Here is a 21,971-nt window from a genome sequence, read left to right as displayed (position 1 = left end):
CTCGGCCTATTAACTTAATTGATTTAGTAAAGCATCAAGTTCTTGATCACTAAGACCTTCCAAGTCATCGATTGCAGTCTCGGATACTGGCTGTTGTGGCACACTTTCCTGCATTTCATAACCTATCGACGCGGCAAACTCGCGTGTAAAGTCAGCTAAATCATTAACGGACATGTCATCACGCCACTTTTGCGCAACATCCGTGGAAATACCAGAATGACGATGGAAATTCGGATCACCGACTAAAATCTCTGGAGAGGTCATTAAGTTGGATGAACCCGAGTATGGTTCAAGCATGGCTTCCTCATAAGGGACATTTAGGAACTCGCATAACGCCCTTAACTCTTCGTTCGGCGTCGCGATAAGGTCCTCAAATTTAATGTTCCATTGACGGCTTTTTGGGATCTCTTCCAAAAATAATTCGATAGTCCGAGTGGCGAGATTCCACTGAACCTCTGCTAAATCCTCAGCAGGCACGCCAACACCTTCGGAAAGTAGGTCCAATCGCGCTTTTTTATGTGACTGGATCATGCCACAAGGATGTCTTTGTAGATTAATAAAAACAGCCCCCTCAAACATCAACTCAGCTCGACGAAGAACATCAATACTGTGCGAATAAACAGGTGACTTATCGACCAAAATTCGCTCACCAAGTTTATTAGAAATATCCGCATAGACAGATTCAATGCTATTGCCTGACAAATACTTCGCCATGACATCATCTGCAAATTGATCTTCGCAATCATATACATACTTGATTAAACTAAGTAAACCATTGTTCCTATACTGATCATTACCACTAAATGCGCTTTGTCTTGCGGCTAAATCTTTAAAACACAACAGCTCCAGTTCTGGTGGCGCACATAAGTGACTATTTGCAGCCATCATAACCCGCAGTAAGGTCGAACCAGCTCGCGGTGGACTAAGAATAAAGACCTGTTTTCTTTGTAGATTTTGTAACACAGGTAGGTCTTGGTTAGCCCCATTAAAACGTTCGACATATGCCATATAGTTTTGCCAAGATAACGGCTTCTTGTGCGTTGACAAGGATGTACTTTGCCCCAGTATCTTAGCGGTAAGCTCCGGGTATTGTTGATGGACATACGCTGCTTGCGTACTAATCGTTGGTGCTTCAAAGATGGCTCTAACATAAATGTTCACACCGAACTCGCGCTGAAATTCACTAACAAAATTCATACCAAGCAATGAATCTCCACCTAACTCAAAAAAGTCATCATCAAGTGAAATAGCATCCATACCAAACAACTTCACCCAAATACCATAAAGTTTCTGCATAATTGGGTCATCTGATATGGTTTGTAAAGACGCTGTATCTGTGTTGCTGTCACGCGCAGTATCGGTGTCTGAATAAGTCCATTGCATCACTCGTGCATTCAAGTCTGCTGTTGAGATAATGAGCTGTTTTTGCTGTTTATAGGCGAGCGCCAATTCAAAAGCATGCTCTCCTTCTTCAGCTTCGATCGCCATTTTCATCAAACCAGATTTATCTTCTTGAGCTTGCTGGTCTAACTTCCAAGCATCCCAGTTTAAAGTTGTCCAACCTTGATGACCTTTGTGGCGCATTGTTTCACAAAAGCCGTCCAAGTAAGCATTACTTGCAGCATACGGTGCATAGCCAAGCCCACCTAATACAGAAGAGATAGATGAGAGCAACAGACAAAATTCGGGCTTTAATTTTTCGTAGACTTTTGCGAGGTTGTGCACCCCTTGAGCCTTAGGTAAGAACGAGGCATTAACATCTTGTGCGGTCAGTGCATCTATAGTGGCAAAGGCATAATGACCAGCACCATGAATAATCCCCGTTACCTTGCCAGATACTTCGATAGCTTGATCAAAAGCATGTGTTAACTGTGTCAGATCTGACACATCAGCAGCATGGTAATGTACTCGTGCGCCAAGCTGTTCTAGTATATGAATCTTCTCCAGCTTTTTCTGCAACAGGGCATCGCACTCAGATGACTCTCTCAACTCATTCCATTGCTGAGGTGGCGCTAACTCAGAGCGACCAATAAAGTGAATCGTAACACGAGCTTGTTTAGCCAGAGTTTGAGCTAAAACAAAGCCTACATTACCCAATCCCCCAGTGATCACGATAACACTGTCGCTCTCTAGTGTGTTCGGTGTGTCACTTATAGGCCCTAAGTAATGTTGATAAGACTTACACCAACGTTGGTTTTGTCGGTAAGTTGACACCTTATTTTCAAGATTCAAGGACAGTTCTGTACATAATATTTGACCAAGAGAAGTTTCCTCCAAGTCGCGAACCTTATCAAAATCAACGACCTTACAATCCAAATGAGGTAATTCCTGATTGAGAACAGTTGTCAATGCAGGCACCATTGTCGCAACAGGTGAGACAATGTCTTCACCAAAAACATTGAATGCACCTTGCGTAACACTTAATACCGGTAATTTACCTGAAAGAGGAAAAGTACCGAGCGCTAAACACACATTCACTAAGCCGTCGTAGGCATATTTTCTATCATCAGCAAATGACTGAGCATTATTTTCAATCACATTTAATGGCCAGAAATTTACCATGGCTTTAGGCACTAACTGTAAGCCGTTTAATTCTTCAGCTAAGCGGTTGAAACTGTCACGATCTGCGGGGTTTACTGAATACTGCAAGTGTCCAAGCTTTTTAAACTCATTGCCTGATGTTACTACAATCGGGTGTTCGGAATGTTGATACACACGCATAGCTTGCCCATGATCATCAGCAAGAAACAGTATAGGGCCAAGCTCTGCCCATGAATTAGTGGTATTACTAACTATGCTTTGCTGCCACACTGGCACATAAAACCAATCAGCCGGATCAGTGCATTTATGCAACGCACTTTGAGTCATTTTACTCGTAAAGTTACTTGTATCTGTCGCCTCTATCCAGAATTTTTGTTTCGAAAATGCATATCCAGGCAAACTAACACGTTGTAACTTCTCATCACTATAATATGCATGCCAGTCAATATGTAAGCCATTTTCCCACAGCTTAGCGAGCGCTTCACTCACAGCGTGCGACGCGCTTTTTACATCACCTTTAGACGGCAGCGTATCAATAACAGGCACTTTGTTTGCCAAGCCTCTACGTGCAAGCTTAGTCAACACCGCGCCAGGACCAACTTCAAGCAAAATACAGTTTGAAATTTTCGCCAACTGTTGCAATCCACCAAAGAATCTAACGGGTTCGCGAATATGATCTAGCCAGTACTGTGGCGTTTGTATTTTTTGTGCGTTGACCCAGCTGCCCGTAAGATTAGAAATAATACGAATACTCGGTGCATTAAAAGTGACGTTATTCAACGCGTCAGCAAACTCTTCCATCGCAGGGGTCATCATTGCACTGTGGAATGCATGTGAGGTAACCAATGAACTGGTGCGCACATTTTGCTCTGACATTTTCTGGGTAAACGTCGCTATCGCGTCACTAGGTCCTGAAACCACACATTGCTGAGCGCCATTTATTGCTGCAATATCGATATGCTCATCAAGTGAAGATATCAGTTCTTGTTCGCTTAGCGCGACCGCTAACATAGAGCCAGGTGTTTGCTTTTGCATCACTCGACCTCGAGTTGCTACTAAATATGTCGCGTCTTGCAATGAAAACACACCAGCCAAGCACGCTGCGACATACTCCCCTAAGCTATGCCCGATCATCGCTTTTGGCGTAATACCAAACGACATTAATAACTTTGCCAGTGCATACTCAACACAAAAGATCGCCGGTTGTGCCAACCAAGTCTGATCAAGCTCCTGACTCAGTGGTGAGTTATCAAAAATAACATCTACTAAACTCGCTGATAAGTGCGTTTGAAAGCGTGCCGAACAAGCTTCAAACTCTTCTCTAAACACCCGCTCTTGACTAAATAGCTCTTTAGCCATTTCAATATATTGAGTACCTTGCCCTGAGAACATAAAACACACAGAATATTTTTTATCCGAGTCGACCGTTATATATTTTTTGCTGTTTGCAAGTGCTCGAAGCTGTTCAATTATATGCTGTGGATGTGAACCTGTAACCGATTGACGTAATCCATGATCTTGCCTCCCAACTCTGAGTGTGTAAGCAACATCGGCCAAATTCAGAGTGGGGTTACACTCTAAGTGATTTGCTAGGTTAAGTGCTGAACTTGCTAAACTATCCGCATTTTTTGCTGACAATTGCAAAGCAGAGTATTCTCGCAACACGATACTATTTTTGCGAGTTGGCGCTTGCTCAATGACCATATGAGCGTTGGTACCTCCAACACCGAAAGAACTCACACCAGCAACTCTTTTAGCAAAGCTTGATGGCCACGGCGTTAGCTGCGTATTGACATAAAATGGGCTTGAATCAAAATGGATCTCTGGATTAGGTGACTCAAAATGCAATGATGCAGGCAACTTAGCTTCTTTAACTGACTTAACCGCTTTGATGAAACCGGCAACACCCGATGCAACATCCAAGTGACCTACATTGGTTTTTACTGATCCGATAGCGCAAAATTGTTTATCATCCGTGCCTTCACGAAATGCTCGTGTCAAAGCTGCAACTTCAATGGGATCGCCTAATGGAGTCCCTGTGCCATGCGCCTCAACATAACCGATTTCATTTGGTGGTACATCCGCAATAGCTTGAGCCATTGAAATCACTTCAGCTTGGCTTGTAATGCTTGGCGCCGTATAGCCTATTTTATCGTGTCCATCATTATTGATAGCCGAGCCACGTATCACAGCATAAATATGGTCTCCATCATCTACCGCATCTTGTAATCGCTTCAGCACAACCATGCCCGCACCATCACCGAATGTCGTGCCATCCGCTTTCGCATCGAACGCTCGAGTGTGCCCATCTGAAGAGAAAATACCGCCGGCTGTGTGGTGCTGGCCATATTGATATAATAAATCAACTTTTACGCCTCCAGCCAGTACCATATCAGCTTCATAGCTCAGCAAGCTTCTGCTTGCTAAATGAATTGCAACCAATGAAGTGGAGCATGCAGTGCCAAGGTTTACACCAGGCCCTGTCAGACCAAGCTTATATGCAACACGGGTTGCTGCATAATCCTTATCATTTGCGATCATAATTTGCATTGGATTAACAGCCATGCAGGCTTCTTGGTTTTTAAATACATGATTGAGTAGATAAGTACTAAATCCGATACCTGCGTAGATACCAATTTTAGAGTCCGTTTTTTCAGGACAATAACCTGCATCTTCTAAAGCCAAATGAGCATGTTCTAATAATAAGCGCTGCTGTGGATCCATAATACTGGCTTCTTTTGGCGAGTAGCCAAAAAACTCAGCATCAAAGTACTCTATATCTTGTAATCTATTAGAAACAGGCACAAAGTTTTGGCTTTTTAAAGTGTCCTGATCAATCCCAACCTGCAATGCCTGCTCTTCATCTAAGATGGTAACGGACTCAACTTGATTAATAATGTTTTTCCAGAAATCGGAAATATCTCGAGCACCAGGAAATGCGCCTGACATACCAACAATGGCAATGCTAGAAAGGTGATTTGAACTATCCATACTTCTTCCGTAAATAATTTTATTGTTGCAGCTTAAAACTCAAAGTCTTCGGGAATACCCAGTACTATTGGGTATGATTGGAGATCACTTAGATCGACCATAGAACCGCTGGTCGGCTTAGATTTTTCTGTCCTGAACCGTATTGCTATAGAGCGACGCGGTATATCGGACAAATTAGAATAGCTACCATGAAAAGTAAGGCTATGATGTACGCTAAAACAACCAGCAGGCAATAACACAGGAAGCTCTTGCCACAGTGCTTGCTGCTCTTTGCCTAGCTGTTCAAGTATGTACTCTTTTGGTGAAGACTGAATATCATAAAATCCCCACTTATGAGAGCCAGGCACCATTTGTACAGGACCAGAATTTTCCAATACGTCTGAAATCGCTATCCAAACTGTAAATATCTCACTTTCAGGCTCAAAATATTTCTTATGAAAGAAATAATCTTGATGCCAACCGATATTACATTTTCGTGATAATGCAGCAGGTTTATGGAACAACTGTGTGCCCCAAATTTGTAAAGCTTTTGCGCCCAATACCTCAGCAAGCATGGCAGCCAAATCGGTACTTGTAACTAAGTCATGTATCGCCTGATTTGCTAAATGAACCTGATTGATATCTCGTATTGTGTCGCGAGGGTCATACGACTGACCAGCCGTATCAATAGGCTCAATACCTCTGTCGTAGAAGCCATCCATGACATCATCCATGGCTTCATGTAATGTAGCCAACTGTGCTTGACCGAGCAGTTTAGGAGCAATCCAAAATCCTCGCGATTGATATAGCTCCCTAGCGAGGTTCATGTCTGAACTCATTTACAATCCTTTCTGGCATTTTATGCCAGTTATTTTTGTTGTTATCTTCCAAAAAGGGACTTACGACTACGATTTAACAAGCTAAGAAGGGGTCGCCTTCATTCACTTCTACATAGTCTTTTAAACTAATTAATGAGTGATTAAGCATGCCCTTCAAATGCTTGGTTGCTGCTGGTGTAACATCAAATTGTGTTGCTTTAATATTGATATAATCAGGTAATAATGTAGGCGTGATTTCGTAAACAATTCTTCCTGATGCAAACCCAGACGGGTGTCCACCTAATTCCCAACAAATTTTATTGGCGCTCTCTTGACGAATATTGACGTCGATTTGATTCCGATTGACTTGCATCACAAATTTATCGTCACTTGGCCAGGAGATATCTTTGTTGTACCACAAAGTAATTGCGTGCTTGTCTAGCAAAGCTTCCTGCACCAACTGTGCATTTTTATTAATGGTAAAATTTTTAGAATATGCGTTAGTGCGCACACCAAGTCTAGTTTTTATATCTCGCCATTTTTCTTCGCCAGTAATCACTAAAGGTCTTGGGGATAAAGCTGTAGAACGCCACCAAGGGCGACTATAAAAAAACTGATTGACCGAACATGTCATTTTTTCGCCACGACTTTCATTCTCATGCCACCAACCCCATGGGAGTACAAGAATTTCCTTTTCTTCGAGAATAAATTCAAGCATGTGCTCGTATGCTTTATACACATTAGGAAAGCGATTGAAATCAGGGTTATCTAAGTCAACCTGACTAAACCACCAACCGACGGTAACATTTGAGGGAAATGGATAAAGATTCTTGGTTTGTGAATAAGGAAAAAGTCTAACTCTCTTATTACCGTGTAACTGGAATAAAAACCCATCAGCATGATCATAATGCAAAGGCTCACGGTGCCCATTAGGTCCACACCAAATATTGAACCCACTCTTTTTCTTTAATCCGAAACGACTGATAATATTTTCCATCGGCTCAATTTCAAGATCAGTATCATCTATTTCTTGCTGAGCGTAGTAAATACGATTTTGAAATGCAGTGCCAGAACGTAACTGCTCGGCATATTCAGCAAAGGTTGTCGCTTGCATTGACTTAATGTAGAGCTGCCAATCACTTTTGCTACCGCTAAACTTTTTCTTCCCGTAATATCTCACATTACATGGAAAATCACCCAGTTTGGATTCAAGATAGTCAACGTCCCAAGTAGGCAGTTCATTTAAAGCGTTTGTAATTATAAAAGGAACGCTATTATTTAGATTCTCCCTAACTATTTTTTCTATACCTGGAGTATTGAAATCAATTCGATTTATCTCACCAACCATACTTCACACATTCCCTTTACAACAACTTCAAAAAGACCACAAAACCAAACGGCAGCCCACCAAAAGCGAGATACCAAAATTAAAACCGATAGACACCAAAAATAAACAAAACAAAAGCAATATTTACAAGCTGTCTATATAAAGCTATCACACAAAAGCGCAGAATTTCTACGTAAATATATAAATAAAAACATAAAAAATATAAAAATGTAGATAAAGAACAAAATAACAACAAAAAGCTCACAGTCCAAATTGGTTAAAATAAACACAATCAACGCCTAAAATACAAACGGAATAATTTCAAAAATGATAACAAAATAATATACAATTAACATTTTACAAACACTTCAAAAATCATCTAAAGTCAGCGCAACGAGTCTATTTCAGTAGTAATAAGCAGTTTTGTTTCGATATACCGATTCATTTAAGATGGGGAGAGGCTCTTTATTTAGCGGAATATGCAATAATAAGAAGGGTCGCAATTCCCGCTCATTTAAATGGTGTAACTCTGTTCTGAAAAGCATCTATACGAATAAGGCAGCCCCATATTTCAGCCAATAAAATAGTGTAATTTTGACCTGACCTCAAAAACAAGGCCAAAAACACACCTGAAACCAAGGCTCAAGGGAGCAAAGCATGCCACTTTTAAAATAAAGAGAAATAGACATTCATAGCTGAAATATTGGATGTTATTAAAGATCAATAACTTATAAAAATAAATAATATATACCCTAGTTTATCAATTTCTGCGATGAGAACTTCCAGATCAATATTGCACCACTTAGAACAAGAAAGGCTTAGTTGGTGCAATATTGATCTGAGACACCTTAAGTGACTGTGAATAAAGCAAGATCAGAATGGTGTAGATCTGATCTTTATAGAGTGGAGATCCGATCTACACCATTAATTCACGAAAAAGTAGACACTTTCTGGGGATAGATTTTCATATTTTAATGGTGCAATATTGATCTAACCCCACCCAACTGTGAATAGCGCTGTGCATAAGGTGTGTATAAGCTAAGAGGTAATTTAAAATAATGGTGCAAAACCGATCTGTAAAGTAGTGTAATTTTGATCTACATGTAGTGTAAAACCGATCTGTAAAATGTTTTAAACTTAATTAAATTCAATGAGTTAATTTATAATTTCAGAGTTCTAATCTTATTACCTATATATTTAACCAAACTAATTTAGTCTTTAGTACCTTAGAGAAAGCATCTCAATCATGATTAATCAACCAACTTAATGCTAAAGCAAAGTTTATGTGGTTCATGCTATGATTTTATGTAAATGCATCCTTTTTTTACATTTGTATTGAAAACCATGCTTTTTTGAAATAATATAGTTTTTATAGATTCTAACAGGAAACAATAATAATGGCGGTTGACTTCGATGCGATGGCCCTCAGAGCAAGAACCTCTTTAAGAGAATTAAGCGAAGACATTGATACTTTAAAAGCTGAAATTGATTTCAAAAGGTTGCCTACCTACACCAAAGCAGCTGTTTACAAGCAATTTCAAAAACTATCTAGAACAAGTGTTGATAAATATATTGCTGAATTAGAGGCTGAAGGCACTGAGCTACAAAGAAAAATACATGGCTCAATAGAGGTTTACAATCTATCAATCGAAGACATCATAAAAATATATGAAAAAAAAGGGGAAAAAAAATGGCGGGATAAACATGATGATGCCACCGTCATTTTTGTTAATTCTTTAAAAGGAGGGGTAACTAAAACAGTCTCTACTGTTTCAATTGCACAAGGTTTCAGGCTCACACCTGATTTAGTAAAAGAAGATCTAAGAATTGCTGTAATTGATATGGACCCTCAAGGTTCTGCAACTATGTTTTTAAATCACCATTATACCGTAAACAGTTTTGACTACACTGCAGCACAAATTTGTGTTAACCCTCACTTAAGCAAAGAAGAAATCTTAGAAAAAGGTTTTGTTAACTCAAATGTACCTGGTGTTAAACTCATGCCTGCATCCATTGAAGATGGGTTTGTAGCAAGTTCGTGGATGAATATTTATGAAGAGTTAAAGTCAGAAGGTTGCAATACACCTGTTTATGACTTATTAAAAACAAATCTGATTGAAAAAATAAAGCATGATTTTGACTTTATTTTTTTAGACACAGGTCCTCATCTAGATCCACTGTTAATGAACTCATTTGTAGCCAGTCACTTCCTGATCATGCCTGCCCCACCGGCACATGTTGATATGCACTCAACATTGAAGTTTCTTGAGCGTTTGCCTTCAATGATTAAAGAAATAGAAACAAATGGTTCTCAAATGAATATAATCGGGTTTTATGGCTTTTTGACAAAGTTTATCCCCTCCAAAGAAGAACACAGAACTTCACAAAGACATTATGTTAAAACTCTAGATGATATGCTCTCTGAAAGTCTACCTAGCTCAGAAGCTTTCAATAAGGTTGGACAATCATACGAAACCGTTTTGACCATTCAAGGCAAAGATTACGATGGTTCTAAAGTAAGCTTAAAATCAGCTGCTGATGCCGTGAAAAATCTTGCATCAGCCCTTTTCTATCAAGTAGAAAGAGATTTGGAGAAAATGAAATAATGGCACTTAAGATAAAAGCCAGAATGGAAAACGTATTACCTGAATCAAAACTAGCTGATGGCTCGATAGAAAAGTTATTTCCATCAGGTAATAGAGTCCGTTTCTATCCGTTCGAAATAAACTCCAGCGATATTCCTGACAACGTTAAGCAGTCGAAGTTTAATCCTCGTCGCTATGATGATCTGAAACTACCTGCAATACAAGACATATTGCCGTCAATTCAAGATGCTAAGCGCAACACTTATCATATTTATACTGTAGGCTCTAGAGATAATTACAAAGTCGTAGTGGGTTTACGGCGCGTTTTTGCTGTAAAGCAAATAGAAAACGCGCTGTTAATCGGTTACAGAGCTGCACACTTAGAAGAAGTAGATGAAAAATATCTTGCTCAATTTTCTGATGTTTATGTTGCCCCCTCATTTGTCGATATAGGGTTGACAATATCTACCAATCAAGAGTTTTCAAAACTTAGTTCACGCGTACTTGGTGATATTTTTAAGGTTAGTAAAGATACCGCGAACATGGCACAAAGGATTTCCAAGTTGCCGAAAGCACTTTGGGAACTTTTCCCTGCATATCAACATATTACGTTTAGATTCGTTAAGGAATTAACTGCGCTAAATGCTCCAAAAGAAAAGTTGGAGTTAGCTGCTCAGAATGTTAAAGCTAAATTTGAAGCAGACATTGTAGCGTACAAATTTCAGGACAATGAGCGTGACTATGCTGTTCTATCAAAAAAGATAGAGCAAATGCTACTTGCAGAACTTAAACCAAAACAGGTTAAGCCAAAAAACCCTTGGGAACCTAAATTTAATTTTAAACAAATCTCAACAAAATTAGACTCAAAAGGCCGCTTAAGCATTACTTTCTCAGAAGATACACCTGAGGAGACAATAACAAAAGTTGCGGACTTACTAAAGAATGAGTTGAGTTAACATGACCGCTGCTCAGCCTGTAATTGAATGGAAAAGTAGCCCTGACCCCAGTATTGGAGGTATGTATTCCTATGAACCATAAAACTGTAAATGTTGGTAACTTACCGAAAAGCTTTCGTGAGCAGGTGAGAGATATCCAAAATGCAGATGAGGTTTTTCAATTATCGCGCTTTGTTGATACAGGGGCGATGGGTGAAAAATCGGGGCTCGTTGTTTCGAACACTTTTCAGAATTATGACCTTTGGTCCCGTTTTGTGAGAGAAAAAAGGCGCCCTTCCCTGCTTTCTGAAGCTGACAAAGCGGTTACCAAAAGAAAAGTATCAGACAAAATCCAAGGCAAAGAGTATCAAGGCCGCATAGAAATTACGCCAGCCATTATTAGCAAAAAAGATATTGATTACATTGCCTACCCTTCTGATCGAGAAGAGAAAGTTGAGCGAGCGCTGATACGTTTAGCATCAAAAGGTAATATTATAGCGATTAACGGAAAAATGGGGGAGCGTTACGCTGTCGCATTTTCTTTGAAAGAACTTCAAAATGAGATGAAGTCGGTCAATCAGACTCTCAACTTACCTGACCTGAAAGAATCATTACAGATATTAAAGCTCGCAAGTCTGCGTATTGTTTTGGATGTGATTGACCCTAAAACGGGTGAAGTTGAACATTTTGATACAACAACGAACTACTTAGATGCCGTGCATTTCAGCGGTGAACGGGGCAGAACAAGTGTGAAATGTATTGCTGTGCTTAACAGCATCGTGGCGTCTAAAATCGAAAATGTTGAGTATAGAGGTTATCTATTTGAACGAACACAGAGTTTCAGTAGATCATTATCGCGATGGCTGGCAGTAAGGCTTTATACTATGTTCCGTTATGCTGCGACAGGAAAAAGTTATCACTTTATGTTGGTAGACCAAATGGTTAGATTTGGATCCATTGAGAGTAAAAAAATTGAAAATGGTCGCTTAGTCGCTATTCGACGTGATATGACACAGACTATGAGAGATTTTATCGAGGCAGATATTATTGCCGGCTATGACGTTGAAAATAGGAAGGATGAGAATGATGTAATTATTGACTATAAGTACACCATTTATCCAAGCCAACGTTTTACTGAGGAAGTTATAGGTCTAAATAAACAAGCAAAAGCCATAGAGCTAAAATCAGTAAACGAAGAGGAAATGAAAGACCTAATCAAATAATCCACCAAGCATATACGAGTGGGTGTCGAGCGCCCGACAGTTTAACTTATTCTTACCATAAAAAGGAGTTTTAGGTGAGTAGGAATACATGCTTTTCCCAAATACCTATCATGAAACATATCGCAAAAGATACTGTGTATTGAGTAATATACGAACACTATATTATTGACTAATTTTGATGACAGTTAATTGCTGTATTTCCTGAAACGCTTGCCACGCCTTTTTTCTGTTCGATCTTGCTGATTACATAATAACAATTTAACTATCTAATATTATTATACTTATTTTTATAAATACAATGCTGTTACCTATAAGAAACATTGTGTCATTAATATTATAAAATTGTTGTTATATGATTTAGAAATGTTACACTCGGTTGAAGTTAAACTCTCCAAAATAAACGAAAAATAACAAAGAAACATACTCCGATGTCGATAGAAAATAAGGACTTACCAGAAAACGGAATTGCGGTTATTGCGACTACCTGCCGTTTTCCAGATGCTGCTACAGCATCAAAATATTGGGAAAATATCGTTACTGGCTTGGAATCAATCAGAGGATTGAGTGAAGAAGCAAAGTCATCCATACCTGAAGCCATTTTGAAACAAAATGACTATGTTCAAGTCGGCAGTTTTGTTGATGATGTGGAATTTTTTGACGCAAACTTTTTCCAATTCACGCCACGAGAAGCAGATGTAACGGATCCACAGCAACGGATGTTCTTAAAATGCTGTTATGAAGCGTTAGAGCAAGGTGGCTACAGGGGCATTGATTCAACTAATTCAGTGGGGGTCTTTGGTAGCACCGCTATTAGTAGCTACTTATTGAATAACCTATGGAAAAATGATGACGTTTTCTCTTCTATTGGTGAGGCTGCGGTAGCTTACGGTAATGATAAAGACTACTTGGCAACATCGGTTTCTTATAAGCTGAATTTAACGGGTCCAAGTATTTCTGTGAATACAGCTTGTTCTTCCTCTTTAGTCGCGATTGTTGAAGCATGCAAGAGCCTACTTACGTATGAGTGTGATATTGCACTTGCTGGCGGTGTTCGTATTGATACGCCACAAGAGCAAGGGTATTTATTCAAAGAAGGCGGTATCTTTTCTAAACAAGGACAGTGTCATGCGTTTGGGGCGAATGCTGATGGTACAGTTTTTGGAAATGGTGCCGGTGTTGTTTTATTAAAGCGTTTGCACGAAGCCATGGAAGATGGCGATGCCATAATGGCCGTTATTAGAGGGTTTGCAACCAATAATGATGGTTCTGATAAGGTTGGTTTTACGGCACCAAGTTTAAATGGTCAAAGTCGGGTTATATCCGAGGCCCTTGCGATGGCAGAGGTTGAAGCTGAAACGATCGGCTACATAGAGGCTCATGGAACAGGAACTAAAACAGGCGACCCCATTGAAATAGCGGCGTTAAATGATGCTTTCTCGACACAAAAAAAGCAGTTTTGTGCGTTAGGGAGTGTTAAATCAAATATCGGTCATTTAGTTTCTGCAGCTGGGGTTGCAGGGTTCATTAAAGTTGTGAAAGCATTGGAAAATAAACAACTCCCCCCTACCCTACATTGTGAGCATACCAATCCAAACATCGACTTTCAGAACAGCCCCTTTTTCGTTAATAGGAATTTGAGCAATTGGAATGTGGATACAAGCCCCAGGCGGGCTTCAGTCAGTTCTTTTGGTATTGGAGGAAGCAATGCACATATTGTATTGGAAGAAGCTCCTAGTAGAGACAGTTTACCAGAAACAAATAAACCCTCCTTATTAGTCCTATCTGCTAAAACACCAACAGCGTTAGATAATCTGAAGTCATCATTTTCAGTATTTCTTGATTCAACACAGCACAGACTAGAAGATTGTTGTTACACCCTGCAAACTGGAAGAGAACGATTTGAATATCGTTATGCTGTCAGTGCAAGAACAGCATCAGCAGCGGCGAGTATTCTTGCAAATGACTCACAGTTACAAAAGGCATACAAACACCCTAAAGTTGCAATGTTATTCTCCGGTCAGGGAAGCCAGTATTTTGGCATGGCAAAAGCGCTTTATGATGAGAATGAAACATTTCGTTATTGGTTGGACAAAATAAGTGGCGGGTTTGCGCCTTTCCTTGAACATGAACTCAAAAATGCTCTGTTTGTCACTGCTGAGGATGATAAGGGAGTTGATCTATTAACTCAAACCTGGCTCAGCCAGCCGGCGATCTTCGCAATAGAATATAGTTTAGCGAAATTATGGCAGTCACTTGGTATTGGTATGGCATATGGGCTTGGGCACAGTATTGGTGAATACGTATTAGCGTGTTTGGCAAATGTAATGAGTTTGGAAAATGCGATTAAGCTTGTTGCTGCTCGTGGCCGCATTATGCACAAGGCACCACAAGGAAGCATGTTGTCTGTCAAACTATCGGCTAACGAACTGTCGGACATGCTTGGTGAAAACTGTGTCATCGCAGCGTATAACGCTCCCAAGTTATGTGTTGTTGCTGGACCGCAAGAAGATATTGCTTTACTTCAGTCAAAACTCGTCAGTGAACAGATAAAAAGTCAGTTACTCAAGACTTCACATGCATTCCACAGTCCTTTGATGGATGATATTTTAGAAGAGTTTAGCAAAGAGTTTGAGCATGTTGATTTAGCAGCACCCGATAAAGTTTATGTGTCGAGTGTTACTGGGGAGTTAATTAAAAATCAAGAAGCTACCTCAGTGGATTATTGGGTGCGCCAGTTAAGAGAGCCAGTGCAGTTTGAAAGAGGTATGAAAACACTCAATGCGCTGGATGAGCATCAAATCTTTCTTGAAGTGGGCCCAGGTAACACTTTGGCGCAAATGACGCGACAAATTATTGATGGCGAACCTGCAATATGCAGTTCGTTACCACACCCTTCGCAAGAGCTTAATGCGTTTGAATACTTCACGCAAACTGTAGGTCAAGTGTGGTGCTTTGGTGTTGAATTTAATTGGTCTGAACTGAACCGTGAACTGTCTCCTAGAAAAATTCATATGCCGACTTATCCTTTTGAAAAACAATATCATTGGATAGCCCCTCCAACAAATCAAACACAAAACTTACAAAAAACACAATTAGAAGAGTGGTTTTATCTGCCGAGTTGGCATCAAGTTCCTGAGCAAGTTTTTGCATCAAATCATAGTCAATCTAATGAATTGAAGGTGATATTCGGTGAAAAAGAACGACTAGGGGAACTGTTTTCACACTTTTCTAAAAAGCCTAATGATGTGATCTTTATCGGTGATAGCAAGCAATTTACTGTACTAGAAGATGGGTACGCAATGAGTGTTGATGAAAAGAGCCATTATAAGGAGCTTTTTTCATCACTTAAGCGAACGCTGAACGAATACCAAGCATGCCACATTGTGGTGGCATGGGACCTCAAAGCACAGTCTGAGCGAGTTTATAGCGAAGCGAAAGTTTACCGAAATCTATTTGGTCTTATTTATCTTGCTCAGGCAATACAAGATGTTGCACAAAGCTTGCCCGTTAAATTAACGGTTCTAAGCAATGAGATTGAGAATCAAGTTAAGTCTCAACTGGCGCCAGAAAATGCCTTGATGGCCCCACTACTCGCAAGTATTGAAAGTGAAATTGAGCAGTTGCAAAGCTGTGCTGTATCTATTGCTTCAAGTGAAACCATATTCGACGATGTAAAAAAGGTATTGCACTGTCTCTTTAAGCACTATCAAACTGGTCAGTTTAAATATGAAAACGCAACATGGTGGAAAAGAGACTTCCATTCCATAAAGTTATTGCCAGTTGCGGATCCCATTCCTAACTTGAGCACTGATGGGACGTATGTCGTTATCGGTGGGTTGGGCGGGATGGGCCTAACAACAGCTAAATGGTTAGCTAGCCGTAAGGATATTAATCTTGTCCTAATAAGTCGTTCTGGGGCGCCTGACAGAACGCTTTGGCAATCGATAGTGAGCCAATCCGATACACCACCCGAGCTGCGAAGCAAGGTTGACTGTTTGTTGCAGTTAGAGCGTAGTGTTAAGAGCCTTACTATATTACGTGCCGATGTATCTGATTTTGATAGCTTACAACAGGCTTTTGCTGAGATTATAGCTACCTATAAGCAGGTTAATGGTGTGTTCCATGCTGCGGGTATGGCCAGTATGACACGCCTTATCGCAAAGTCAGAACAAGATATTCGTGATGTCGTGGCGTCTAAAGTCCAAGGTACGGTAAATTTATTTAAATTACTGAACCCAGAAACCACAGAATTTGTGTTCTTGTATTCATCCATCGCTTCGTTTGTCGGGCGAGTAGGTCAAGCTGACTATGCGGCAGCAAATAGATTTATGGAGTCTTATGCTGAGCAAATGCGCACGTACTTTGAAAATGTTGTCACCATCAATTGGGATACTTGGCAGCAGTCGGGCATGGCCGCTAATACGAATATAGATCCTAAGTTTCAGGCGCAAAAAGCACTTGAGCTTTCCTCTGGGATAACTGACAAAGAAGGGATTGAAGTCTTAAATAGGGTTTTTGCGAATAAGCATTTAAATCAAGTGCTTGTCTCAACTAGAGAATGGCATTCGAGAATGCTATCTGCCAAGTCTCAACACAAGAAGATGCAACCGGCAACAACAAGACCTCTGCTGAATGACAACGTTGCTAAGGAACATGTTGCTCCAGATGGTAAACATGAAAAAATCTTAGCTGATATATGGCAGAGTTTATTAGGGATCACGCAAATTAGTCGTTTTGATGACTTCTTTACCTTGGGTGGTGATTCTGTATTGGCATCGCAAGTTGTATCGCAGCTAAAAAGTGAATACGGCATCAACGTTCCGATTGCAAAGGTTTTTGCACACTCCAAGCTTAATGAGCTTGCTTATGAGCTCGTTGGGCCTGCATCGGAAGCTTGTGAGCCTGACTTTTTATGTCACCGTCCATCAACCCTACCCCTTTCATATTCTCAAAAAAGGATGTGGATTCAAGAGCAAGTCACAGACACTTCGTTATTCAATATGCCAGTGAGAATCGAGTTTTCAGGCAGTTTAGATACCGATAAATTAACAGAAGTGTTAAATATCATCGTTGCACGTCATGAAATCTTGAGAACGCAAATTGTGATACAAAAGGGTGAGCCTGAGCAGCAAGTGTTAGCGCAACTGCAGGTTAATGTGCCTGTGATTGATTTGAGCCATTTACCCGAACCTCTGGCTAAACAAGAGCTATCCTCGATAGAATCACAGATGGCAACAAAGCGTTTTGTGATAGATGAAGAACCTCTACTTCGTTTACAGTTGGTTCGTTTATCTTCTGAACTGTGCTTTGGGGTGTTTGTATTTCATCATATGATTTTTGATGCCTGGTCGGCGAAGAACGTGCAAAGTGAGTTGCTTGAGATATATTCGCAGCTGATAGCGGGTGCTGACCGTAGTTCGATACAGTTTAAACACGAAATAGTACAGTATGCTGACTTTTCACTTTGGCAAAAAGAGCAAGTAGAAACGAAATGGCTTACATCACAATTACCTTATTGGTTGGAACAGCTGGCTGATAGTCCGTCAACGTCAACCATACCGTCCGACTTTAAACGCCAAGCTAAAGCTTTGTTTAAAGGTGACTTTATTCGCTTTGAGCTTGATGAAAAGCTCACTTTATCACTCAGATCGTTGGCCCAGCAGGGTGATGCAACCTTGTATATGGTCTTGCTTGCAGCGTTTAAACTGTTGTTGTCGAGGTACAGCGGACAGCAAGATGTAATCGTCGGTTGCCCAATCTCAAACCGCCATCATAGCAAAGCGTTAAGTAATTCAGTCGGATTATATGTGAATACATTGCCGTTGCGCACTCAAATCGACTCAACAAGTAGTTTTTTGTCTTTGCTGTCGAGCGTTCGACACTCTGCTTCTCAAGCATATGCGCACCAAGACATACCTTTTGACATGATCGTTGAAAAACTTGGTAGCAACAGTGTTTTACCTTTCTTTCAAACCATGTTGGTATTGCAGAACTACCCTGCCCCAGCTCGTCATGGCGAAAGCTTACAGTATCAAATGCACACCCTGTCTAATGGTTCATCTAAGTTCGACTTGACCATGTTTATTGAAGAAGAAAATGATGTTCTGACAGGTCAAGTAGAATTTAATACGTCTTTATTCAAAGAGTCTACGATTCGTGCTTTAACAAATAACTTCTTGAACTTATTATCAAGCTTACTGAAGGCTCCTGAACACCCCGTTTCTGAAGCGCTGCTTATCAAAGAAGATAGTGATGATATGAAGAGCTGTTGTCTCAATGGTGTGAATAAGGTGCTGCCTAAAGACCTCACGATTGTAAACTTGATTGGCACAAAGTTGGCGGAAAAACCTGATAGCCCGGCGTTATACTTTGGACATACTCACATCACAAGGAGAGAGCTGGATATACGTAGTAATCAGTTTGCTCATTGGTTGATAGAAAATGGTATTGATAAAGGCGATAGGGTAGGTATCTTCCAAAATAGAAGCATAAATATGATTGTTTCTATTTTGGGCCTAGCGAAGGCGGGCGCCATTTATGTTCCACTCGAACCGGATTACCCACAAGAACGTTTGGTGTATACAGTCTCTGATGCACAACTGAAACTTGTTGTATGCGATGATATCAATATGCTCGCTGGTAGCGGTGTGCAACTTATATCCAGTGAACAACTCTGTGTTATGATTAATAAGCAGCCACAAACGGCCATCGACGTTAGTTTAAGTCACCATGATTTAGCCTACATTATTTACACGTCAGGTTCTACAGGCAGGCCTAAAGGGGTGGTGAATAATCATGGCGCGCTGCTGAACCGCTTATGTTGGATGCAACAACAATATGATGTATTCGAGGGGGATCGGATCTTATTTAAAACCCCCATTGGCTTTGACGTTTCTGTATGGGAATTATTCCTTCCATTACTGACAGGGGCGCCGATGGTGATCACGCCACAGGGGCTTCACAAAGAGCCGTCAAAGTTAGCTGAAATAATTGCAGAACACGCAGTCACCTTAATGCACTTTGTACCTTCCATGTTAAACGTATTTTTACAATTACAACCTCAGGGATTGAAAACGGTGAAAAGGGTTTTCTGTAGCGGTGAAGCTTTGTCAGTCAGCTTGGTAAATCAGTTTAAAGACTTATGTCCAAATAGTCTGTTGGAAAACTTATATGGACCAACTGAAGCGGCTATTGATGTCACGATGTTTGATTGTAATACACTCTCTGAAAATGCAGAAATGGTTCCGATAGGAACGCCAATCGATAACACACAAATCTATATTTTGGATGAGCAATTAAAGCCTGTGCCAGTTGGTGTCATGGGGGAGTTGTATATCGCGGGTGTAAACCTTGCTACCGGTTATTGGCACAAACCAGATCTGACCGCAACGCTATTTTTGCCTGATCCATTCTCTTCAGTAGGCAATAGAATGTATAAAACGGGTGATCTAGCAAGAGTTAACGTGAGTGGTCAAATTGAGTATTTAGGCCGAATCGATGACCAAGTAAAGGTTAACGGTGTAAGAATAGAACTTGGTGAGATCGAATCGCTAATCAGTGAAGAACCCAGTGTGCAAAGTTGTGTGGTTGTACTTGTTAATGACGCACATCAAGGAAATACCTTGGTAGCGTATTATACGGGCGAGAGCGTTTCTAAATCGACGCTCAGGTCTCGGGTCAATAAGCGCTTACCGGCACAAGCTCGCCCAAGCTTTTTTATTCAACTTGCGGAATTACCCATAACCGACAATGGTAAGCTGGATCGAAAAACGCTTAAGCAAATTGATTACAAATCATTACTACAACATTTTGAATATAAAGAAGAAAAAATAGTGCTTACTGCACCGAGAAATGAGTTGGAACGATGGCTCCTTACACAGTGGCAGGCTTTCCTTGGAGTGGAGGATATTTGTATCCACGATGAGTTTCTTTCTGTAGGGGGGGATTCGCTCGCTGCCATGAAGGTACTCAGCGCAATCAACGAAGAGTTTGCGGTTTCTTTGACACTGAAGGAATTTATTGAACAAGCTACGGTTGCCAACATAAGTAAAGTATTACTACACAGCATGCTTTTGTCTGCCGAGGAAGCTGAATAACACACCGATATTTATTTGCCAGGATGTAAAATGGATAAGAATACAATTGATTTTGACAGTCTTTCCTCTGAGGAGCAACTTGCACTGCTAAAACGTTTAAAAGGCCGTGCAAAGCAAAATAAGAATAAAGTTCAAATTACAGAGAAAGAGTCTGTTGCTGAGTACCCGTTATCTTTTTCACAACAACGGTTATGGACACTAAGCCAGCTCGATGAACAAAACCTTGCAGCTTACAATATACCAGCGGCGATAAAAATTACCGGTACCATTGATCTTAAAGCTGTTTCTGTTGCTTTTAATGAAGTCGTTAAAAAGCATGATGCGCTACGTCTGAAGCTGGCTGTTAGAGCTGGAAAGCCTTATCAGGTTGTCACCGATGCCAGCTTTTTTGATATTCCGTTAGTTAACCTTGCTCCACACGAAGTGAACGCATGGTTAAAGGGAGAAGCTCGTCATGTATTTAAGTTAGACAAAGAAAAGCTATATCGTGTACAGCTATTATGTACCAGTAGCACAGAACATATCTTATTGATGAACTTTCACCATCTGGTTTTTGATGGCTGGTCCATGGACATCTTTAAACGTGACTTTATTCAGGCATACAGCCAACAAGTCAAAGTCGCAAGTGTATCTTTAGAGCCGCTGCCTGCACAGTACGATAGTTATGTACAAAGCCAGCAGTCGTATTTACTCAGTGAACAGCGACAAATAGATTTAGATTATTGGCGGTGTAAACTCGAAGGTTGCAATCACCTTATCGAATTGCCTTGTGATTTTGCTCGTCCTCCGACGCAGTCTTTTGCTGGCAAAAAGCACCGCTTTGTTTTAGATGCGGGTTTGGCTGAACAAGTGAGTGAGTTGGCAAAAACACGTAATGCGTCATTATTTATGACTTATCTGGCGGCTTTTAAATTACTACTATCCCGTTACAGTGGTCAATATGATATTTCTATTGGTACGGCGGTTGCTAATCGGCAGGATACTAAGTTTGCTAAGCAAATAGGCTTTTTTGCAAATACCTTGGTGTTAAGGGATCAGCTATCTGCAGCATCTAGTTTTTATGAAGCACTTGATTGCGTAAAGCGCACCAGCTTAGAGGCAATGTCACATCAGGCATTACCATTTGAAACGCTCTTGGAAACAATCAACCTCCCAAGAAGCCTTTCGTACTCACCGCTATTTCAAGTCATGTTTGTCATGCAAGACATCATTGATAGCAATCGCGTAAGTCTCGATGGCCTTACGTTTGAAGAAATCACAATCGATAATGAAACAAGTAAGTTTGACTTGTTGTTATTCGTTTATCTTCGTGATGGGAAGGTCATCTTAAATATCGAATATTGCAGTGATTTGTTTAAAGCAAGCACCATTGAGCGAATGGGGCAGCACTTTGTCCAGCTTTTACACTCCATTGTGGACACGCCAGAGCAAGCGGTCAATACGTTACCAATGCTGACTGAGACAGAAAAAGACACC

At 40.5% G+C, this 21,971-nt stretch carries 8 protein-coding genes; 5 read left to right on the top strand and 3 right to left on the bottom strand.

Features of this window, described 5'->3' with window-relative positions; genetic code table 11:
• Positions 1-9 precede the first annotated feature (9 nt).
• From J8L98_RS10835 to J8L98_RS10825, 3 genes are all read right to left on the bottom strand, one after another.
• Complete coding sequence (locus J8L98_RS10835) at positions 10-5,532, bottom strand: type I polyketide synthase (protein ID WP_210996418.1); 5,523 nt, start codon at positions 5,530-5,532, stop codon at positions 10-12.
• A 32-nt stretch (positions 5,533-5,564) separates the two neighbouring features.
• On the bottom strand, positions 5,565-6,350 hold the full coding sequence (locus J8L98_RS10830) for a phytanoyl-CoA dioxygenase family protein (RefSeq protein WP_210996417.1): 786 nt from the start codon (positions 6,348-6,350) through the stop codon (positions 5,565-5,567).
• A gap of 73 nt (positions 6,351-6,423) precedes the next feature.
• A complete protein-coding gene (locus J8L98_RS10825) occupies positions 6,424-7,677 on the bottom strand; it encodes a cupin-like domain-containing protein (protein ID WP_210996416.1) in 1,254 nt (417 codons plus the stop codon).
• A gap of 1,376 nt (positions 7,678-9,053) precedes the next feature.
• On the opposite strand from J8L98_RS10825, the gene J8L98_RS10820 reads away from it, so the two are divergent.
• The 5 genes from J8L98_RS10820 to J8L98_RS10800 form a co-directional block, all read left to right on the top strand.
• On the top strand, positions 9,054-10,262 hold the full coding sequence (locus J8L98_RS10820) for an AAA family ATPase (protein ID WP_210996415.1): 1,209 nt from the start codon (positions 9,054-9,056) through the stop codon (positions 10,260-10,262).
• Positions 10,262-11,197, top strand: a complete 936-nt coding sequence (locus J8L98_RS10815) for a hypothetical protein (protein ID WP_210996414.1) — start codon at positions 10,262-10,264, stop codon at positions 11,195-11,197. The genes J8L98_RS10820 and J8L98_RS10815 overlap by 1 nt, the downstream gene beginning before the upstream one ends.
• A gap of 71 nt (positions 11,198-11,268) precedes the next feature.
• Complete coding sequence (locus J8L98_RS10810; RefSeq protein ID WP_210996413.1) at positions 11,269-12,399, top strand: replication protein A; 1,131 nt, start codon at positions 11,269-11,271, stop codon at positions 12,397-12,399.
• Positions 12,400-12,827: 428 nt separating this feature from the next.
• Positions 12,828-20,495, top strand: coding sequence for a non-ribosomal peptide synthetase/type I polyketide synthase (locus J8L98_RS10805; RefSeq protein ID WP_210996412.1), 7,668 nt, complete (start codon positions 12,828-12,830; stop codon positions 20,493-20,495).
• A 30-nt stretch (positions 20,496-20,525) separates the two neighbouring features.
• The coding region (locus J8L98_RS10800; protein WP_247682517.1) for a condensation domain-containing protein at positions 20,526-21,971 on the top strand (1,446 nt) is incomplete at its 3' end.

It is taken from the genome of Pseudoalteromonas sp. MMG013 (assembly GCF_018100885.1).
Classification (GTDB): domain Bacteria; phylum Pseudomonadota; class Gammaproteobacteria; order Enterobacterales; family Alteromonadaceae; genus Pseudoalteromonas; species Pseudoalteromonas aurantia.
Note: the sequence above shows the minus strand (reverse complement) of the source record. Positions and strands in the feature narration are given on the sequence as shown.

What these genes read in the sequence shown, in the direction of transcription:
- J8L98_RS10835 (WP_210996418.1), bottom strand. Translation starts at nt 5,532, where the DNA reads ATGGATAGTTCAAATCACCTTTCTAGCATTGCCATTGTTGGTATGTCA.
- J8L98_RS10830 (WP_210996417.1), bottom strand. Translation starts at nt 6,350, where the DNA reads ATGAGTTCAGACATGAACCTCGCTAGGGAGCTATATCAATCGCGAGGA.
- J8L98_RS10825 (WP_210996416.1), bottom strand. Translation starts at nt 7,677, where the DNA reads ATGGTTGGTGAGATAAATCGAATTGATTTCAATACTCCAGGTATAGAA.
- J8L98_RS10820 (WP_210996415.1), top strand. Translation starts at nt 9,054, where the DNA reads ATGGCGGTTGACTTCGATGCGATGGCCCTCAGAGCAAGAACCTCTTTA.
- J8L98_RS10815 (WP_210996414.1), top strand. Translation starts at nt 10,262, where the DNA reads ATGGCACTTAAGATAAAAGCCAGAATGGAAAACGTATTACCTGAATCA.
- J8L98_RS10810 (WP_210996413.1), top strand. Translation starts at nt 11,269, where the DNA reads ATGAACCATAAAACTGTAAATGTTGGTAACTTACCGAAAAGCTTTCGT.
- J8L98_RS10805 (WP_210996412.1), top strand. Translation starts at nt 12,828, where the DNA reads ATGTCGATAGAAAATAAGGACTTACCAGAAAACGGAATTGCGGTTATT.